This window comes from Actinoplanes sp. NPDC048791, from assembly GCF_040650095.1.
Lineage (GTDB): Bacteria > Actinomycetota > Actinomycetes > Mycobacteriales > Micromonosporaceae > Actinoplanes.
This window is the reverse complement of sequence record NZ_JBEZGQ010000593.1, coordinates 1-5,340: the sequence shown is the minus strand read 5'-3', so window position 1 is coordinate 5,340 and position 5,340 is coordinate 1. Positions and strand designations below refer to the sequence as shown.

Annotated in this window: 6 protein-coding genes and 1 pseudogene; 3 read left to right on the top strand and 4 right to left on the bottom strand. The window is 70.8% G+C overall.

Annotated elements, in window-relative coordinates; translation table 11 throughout:
• Positions 1-253, top strand: a 253-nt coding sequence (locus AB0C29_RS32040; RefSeq protein WP_360828086.1) for a helix-turn-helix transcriptional regulator, incomplete at its 5' end; no start/stop codon positions are given.
• A 36-nt stretch (positions 254-289) separates the two neighbouring features.
• Here AB0C29_RS32040 and AB0C29_RS32035 read toward each other — a convergent pair.
• A complete protein-coding gene (locus AB0C29_RS32035; protein WP_360828083.1) occupies positions 290-1,552 on the bottom strand; it encodes an Nramp family divalent metal transporter in 1,263 nt (420 codons plus the stop codon).
• Between the two features lie 64 nt (positions 1,553-1,616).
• On the bottom strand, positions 1,617-2,351 hold the full coding sequence (locus AB0C29_RS32030) for an SDR family oxidoreductase (RefSeq protein WP_360828080.1): 735 nt from the start codon (positions 2,349-2,351) through the stop codon (positions 1,617-1,619).
• A 94-nt stretch (positions 2,352-2,445) separates the two neighbouring features.
• On the opposite strand from AB0C29_RS32030, the gene AB0C29_RS32025 reads away from it, so the two are divergent.
• Positions 2,446-2,901 carry a MarR family transcriptional regulator gene (locus AB0C29_RS32025; protein ID WP_360828077.1) on the top strand — a complete coding sequence of 152 codons (456 nt, stop codon included), beginning with the start codon at positions 2,446-2,448 and terminating at the stop codon, positions 2,899-2,901.
• 28 nt (positions 2,902-2,929) lie between these two features.
• Here the strand turns inward: AB0C29_RS32025 and AB0C29_RS32020 are convergent.
• Positions 2,930-3,568 (bottom strand): annotated as a pseudogene (locus AB0C29_RS32020) (cytochrome c oxidase assembly protein); the annotation flags it as partial.
• 35 nt (positions 3,569-3,603) lie between these two features.
• Positions 3,604-4,098 (bottom strand): DUF2243 domain-containing protein, encoded by a 495-nt coding sequence (locus AB0C29_RS32015; protein ID WP_360828075.1) that lies wholly within the window; start codon positions 4,096-4,098, stop codon positions 3,604-3,606.
• A gap of 143 nt (positions 4,099-4,241) precedes the next feature.
• Between AB0C29_RS32015 and AB0C29_RS32010 the strand changes: the two genes are divergently transcribed.
• Complete coding sequence (locus AB0C29_RS32010) at positions 4,242-5,162, top strand: manganese catalase family protein (RefSeq protein WP_360828072.1); 921 nt, start codon at positions 4,242-4,244, stop codon at positions 5,160-5,162.
• Positions 5,163-5,340 lie beyond the last annotated feature (178 nt).

Genomic DNA, 5,340 nt, shown 5'->3' with positions numbered 1-5,340 from the left:
GCAGCCGGCCGAACTGCCCGGCGCGCAGCTGGGCCCGGGCCGCGCGAGCCGGCCGGCGCCGGTCGATCTGGACGCGCCGGAGCGGCAGCTGCTGCAGCTCATCGCGGCCGGGGCGACGACCACGGAGATCGCTCTGCAGTTGCACGTCTCGGAGCGGACCGTGAAGCGGTTGACGGCGACCCTGCTGCGCAAGCTGCGGGTGTCGAGCCGCACCGAGGCGGCGGCGCTGGCCGGCAGTGCCGGGATCCTCTGACGCACTGACATGGCGAGCGGTTGCCCGGCCAAGTCGTCATGAAACAGTGAATGTCCTGATCAACAGGAAGACGTTCAGCGCGACGATCAGGGCCGCGACGATCGCCGCCACGACGGTGGTCACCGGCCGGTTGACGTGCTCGCCGAGGATGTCGCGGCGCCGGGTCAGCCAGACCAGCGGGATCAGCGCGAACGGCACCCCGAAGCTCAGCACCACCTGCGACCAGACCAGTGCGGCGGTCGGGTCGACGCCGAGCATCAGCACCAGCAGGGCCGGGGCCATGGTCAGCGCCCGGCGCAGGGTCAGCGGGATGCTGCGGCCGATGAAGCCCTGCATGACCACCTGGCCGGCGTACGTGCCGACGCTGGAGGACGCGAAGCCCGAGGCGAGCAGGGCCAGGGCGAAGGCCAGCGCGGCGTACTGGTCGAGGGTGAGACCGAGCCCGGCGTGGATGCCCTCCAGGGTGTCGGTGCCGGGGATGCCGGAACCGAAGAACAGCCGGGCCGCGATCACCAGCATCGCGAGGTTCACCAGACCCGCCAGACCCAGCGCCACCAGCGTGTCGACCCGCTGATAGCGCAGCGCCTGCCGCAGCTGCCCCGGTCCGGCGCCGGCCGCGTCCGCACGGGTCTTGGTCAGCGCCGAGTGCAGGTAGATCACGTGCGGCATCACCGTGGCGCCCAGGATGCCGGTGGCCAGCAGCAGGCTGTCGACACCGGCGAAGGACGGCACCATGCCGCCGGCGACACCGGCCGGGTCGGCGCCGGCCCGCCAGGCGTTGTAGAGGAAACCGAGCAGAATCACGCCGAGCAGCCCGGCGATCACCGACTCGAAGCGGCGTACCCCGCGCTGTTGCAGCCCCAGCAGGGCGAAGGCCACCACGCAGGTGATCAGGCCACCGACCGGCAGGGGCACCCCGAAGAGCAGGTAGAGCGCCAGCGCCCCGCCGATGATCTCCGCGAGGTCGGTCGCCATGGCGACCAGCTCGGCCTGCACCCACAGCCCGCGCGACACCGGCCGGGGCAGGTGCTCACGGCACAGCTCGGCCAGGTCGCGCCCGGTCACCAGGCCCAGCTTGGCCGACAGCGACTGGATCAGCATGGCCATCAGGTTGGCCGCGACGATCACCCAGACCAGCTGGTAGCCGAACGTGGCCCCGCCGGTGAAGTTGGTGGCGAAGTTGCCGGGGTCGGCGTAGGCGATGGCGGCCACGAACGCGGGACCGAACCACGGAGCCACCCGCGCGGCACGCCGGCGCAGCGGGAGCATGAGCTGGGCGGCGGAATCCAGGACGACCATGGCCTGTCACCTTCCCCGTACGGCGGCACAGCCGGGCCAGGCGCTGACCCGCCGGGGCCAGGCATCATGACGGGAACGGCGTGCGCAGCGCGCTGATGGCCTTCTCGGCCTCGGCCGCGTCGTGCACACCGATCGAGGCACTCGGGGCGGAGCCGGCGGAGATCGCGACTGCGACGTCGCCGACCTGCCTGGCCTCGATGGTGCCCTCGGCGAGACGACTCGTGACGGGTCCGAGGACCATCGCATACACCCGCCGGGACGCACCGGCCTCCGCCGCCGCGACCCGTTGCATCATCAACACGGCGGCCTGCTCCATGCTCACCAGGCCACTGCGCGGGACGGGCCACGTCGCGGAGTCCCCCACGACGACGGTGTAGGCGCCCGTGCTGCCGAGGCGTGGGAGTGCGGCACGCAGCACGGCCATGTGGGCCGTGGCCAGGCCGGTGAACGCGTCGGACCAGTCGCCTTCGGTGATCTCGGTGAGACCGCGGCCCTGCCACCACCCGCCGATCGGAGCGACCACCGAGTCCAGGCCCCCGCGGAAACGCACCACCTGCTCGACGAGGTCCTCGGCGCCGGCGAAGGTGGTGTAGTCATGCACGATCAGGTGGAGGTGCTCGTCCGCCGCCGCGCCGAGCAGGTCCCGGAACTCCTCGGAACGCTCCTTCGACCGGGTGGGCACGATCACCTCGGCTCCCGCGGCCAGAAAGGCGCGCACGACGCCCTCCCCGACGGCACCGGTACCGCCGGGAACCAGTACGCGGTGGCCCGGGAGAACGATCGGATCTGCAGTAGTCATGAGTTGCTCCGGAACCTAAGAACGTTGTTTTGACCAACGTTGGTTAGGCCAACATACTGCGTTTCGTTGGGAGCGACAACGTTAGGATGGCGGCATGGCTGACGACCTGACGATCAACCCCCCGGCGCGGCTCCGCGCCCTGATCAGCTGGCAGGCGAACAAGGTCAACACGGTGAGCTCCCGGTTGACCGCCACGCGGATGCCGTTGACGGCGCGAGCCGACTTCGCGGTCCTGGCGGCGCTGGAGGAGTACGGCACTGTCAGCCAGGCCGACCTCGGTCGCCGGCTGGGATTGGACCGCAACGACATCAACAGTGTGGTGAACCGCTTGTCCGAGGGTGGCTACATCGACAGGGGTACCGACCCGGCCGACCGCCGCCGCAACATCGTGACGTTGCTGGACGCTGGCCGGGACCAGCTGGAGCATCTGCAAGGGTTGACCGAGACCGTTCAGGCCGAACTCGCGGCCAACCTGACCGCCGCGGAGGTGGAACAGCTACGGGCGTTGCTGGCCAAGCTGTTGCAGGCGCACCCCGCCCTCCCGGGCTGACTCCGGCGCGCGACTGAACCACGGCGAAGGCGAGCAGCAGCTCGGCCACATCACCGCCGTAGTACATCAGGGTGGCACCGGCCTGGCGGTCCACGACGGTCGCCGGGACCTGGACGTAGGCGCCCGCGTAGAGCAGCTGCGACAGGGTGGCGTGGGCCGCGATCGCCACCCCGAGCAGCACCAGCCGGGCGAGCACCGACGGCCGGTGCGGGGCCGGGTCCGCACCCGCGACCACCCACGCGAACAGGCAGCCGGACAGGATGAAGTGGATCGTGACCAGCTGGTGCAACGTCGGGTCGGTGAGCATCCGGCCGTACAGCGGGGTCAGGTAGAGGACCACCAGGCCGCCCGTAGTCAGCAGCAGCGCGGCGACCGGATGAGCCAAAGCCCGGGCCGGGCGGCTGCGCAGCAGGCGGGTCAGGCGGCGGGCCGTCCGGACCGGGAGGGTACGCAGCAACAGCGTCACCGGCGCACCCAGCACCAGAGCCGGCGGCGCCACCATGGCCACCAGCAGATGCTGCAGCGCGTGCCCGGCGAAGTCGTGCACCGGCAGGACCAGCCCGACGATCAGGACGGCAGCACCGGTCTGGAACGCGGCACCCCGCCAGGCATTCCAGCCTGCGATCCGCAAGCTCTGCCACTCGTAGCCGAGGGCGATCAGCAGCACGAGGACGGGCAGCCCGTAACCGGGGACGTGTCCCGTCACCGGACCGGCACGCGGTCGTCCGCGCCGCGCTGCAAGGCCCAGCCGGCGAGCACCAGCACCGCCCCCAGCGCCAGGAACGCGAGGTCCCACCACAGCCGGTCGGCACCCTCCCGCACGTGGTGCACACCCAGGATCTGGTGATCGATGATGCCCTCGACCAGGTTGAACAGGCCCCACCCGGCCAGCATCCAGCCCCACAGCGCGCGCGACGTCCAGGCGGCCCGCCGGTCGCGGGTGACCCGCGAGTAGAGCAGCCCGATCCCGCCGAGCACGAACAGCCACGTCACGACGTGGAAGAGCCCGTCCCACAAGGTGTTCATCCGCAGACCCTCGACGGTGTCCGGGGAGTAGTAGCGCACGCCGATGCGGTCTGAGTCGGTGCCGGTCAGCAGGTGATGCCACTGCAGAAGCTGGTGCAGCAGGATGCCGTCGACGAAGCCGCCGAGGCCGATGCCGAGCAGGAGCCCGGGAGCACGCAGAAGTCTCGCCATGCGCTGCGCCTACCCGCGCGGCGGCCGTTCATGTGTGCGCGGCGGGCCACCGGTCGGCCCCGAAGGGCCGGGGCCGGGCCCGGCCGGGCCATCGGGCCGGGTAGCTCAGTCGTCGTGCCGATCCCACCGCTATGGAGGTTCTGATGTTCAAGCACGTCGACTACCTGCAGTTCCAGGCCAAGCCCGAGAAGCCGGACGCTCTGCTCGCGGCGAAGATGCAGGAGCTGGTCGGTGGCCAGTTCGGTGAGATGACCGTGATGATGCAGTACCTGTGGCAGGGCTGGTCCTGCCGGGTGCCGGGCAAGTACAAGGACATGATCATGGACATCGCGACCGAGGAGATCGGTCACGTGGAGATGCTCACGACCATGCTGGCCCGGCTGCTCGAGGGCGCGCCGGCCGAGGCGACCGAGAAGGCCGCCGCCGCGAACCCGCTGCTCGCCGCGGTGCTGGGTGGGCAGAGCCCGCAGCACGCCATCGTCAGCGGCGGCAGCGCGCTGCCCCGCGACTCGCAGGGCGTGCCGTGGAACGCCGGCTACATCGCCGCCAGCGGCAACCTGCTCACCGACTTCCGGTCCAACGTGGCCGCCGAGGCGCAGAGCCGGCTGATGACCAGCCGGGTCTACAACATGACCGACGACCGCGGGGTCAAGGACATGCTGCAGTTCAACCTGGCCCGGGACACCTACCACCAGCAGCAGTGGCTGCTGGGCATCGAGCAGCTGATCGAGGACGGTCTCACCGACAGCGGCATCGAGAACTCCAACGGTGAGGACGAGAAGGACTTCGCCCGCCGGACGTTCTACAGCTTCGACCCGGCCAGCACCGCGGGCGAGGGCCGCTGGGCCCAGGGCCCGAGCCTGCTCAACCCGGAGGAGCAGCTCGAGTACGTGCCGGACGCGCAGCCGCTGACCGACGACAAGCCGCTCGGCCCGGCCCCGGACCCGAAGCTGTACGTCACCTACGACGGCTCGATGGGCAAGGGCAAGCCGGGCACCGGTGCCGGCGCGCACGCCCAGGGTCTGGCCAACGTGGTCAACAAGGTCAAGGGAGCACTCGACTGAGCACCACCGGGAAAGCCGAGGAGCCGGGTCGCCACGGAGGCGACCCGGCTCCTTTGTGTCCGGGAGGACGGGGGACTAGCGGCGGACGGCCTTGGGGGACAGGGCCAGGCCCAGCCCGATCATGCCGAGGCCGAGGACCAGGTGCAGCCAGTCGTCGGCGGTGTTCACCGGCACGAAG

Bases quoted from the DNA above. Each gene is read 5' to 3' on its own strand.
- AB0C29_RS32025 (WP_360828077.1), top strand. From the start codon at position 2,446: ATGGCTGACGACCTGACGATCAACCCCCCGGCGCGGCTCCGCGCCCTG.
- AB0C29_RS32015 (WP_360828075.1), bottom strand. From the start codon at position 4,098: ATGGCGAGACTTCTGCGTGCTCCCGGGCTCCTGCTCGGCATCGGCCTC.
- AB0C29_RS32035 (WP_360828083.1), bottom strand. From the start codon at position 1,552: ATGGTCGTCCTGGATTCCGCCGCCCAGCTCATGCTCCCGCTGCGCCGG.
- AB0C29_RS32030 (WP_360828080.1), bottom strand. From the start codon at position 2,351: ATGACTACTGCAGATCCGATCGTTCTCCCGGGCCACCGCGTACTGGTT.
- AB0C29_RS32010 (WP_360828072.1), top strand. From the start codon at position 4,242: ATGTTCAAGCACGTCGACTACCTGCAGTTCCAGGCCAAGCCCGAGAAG.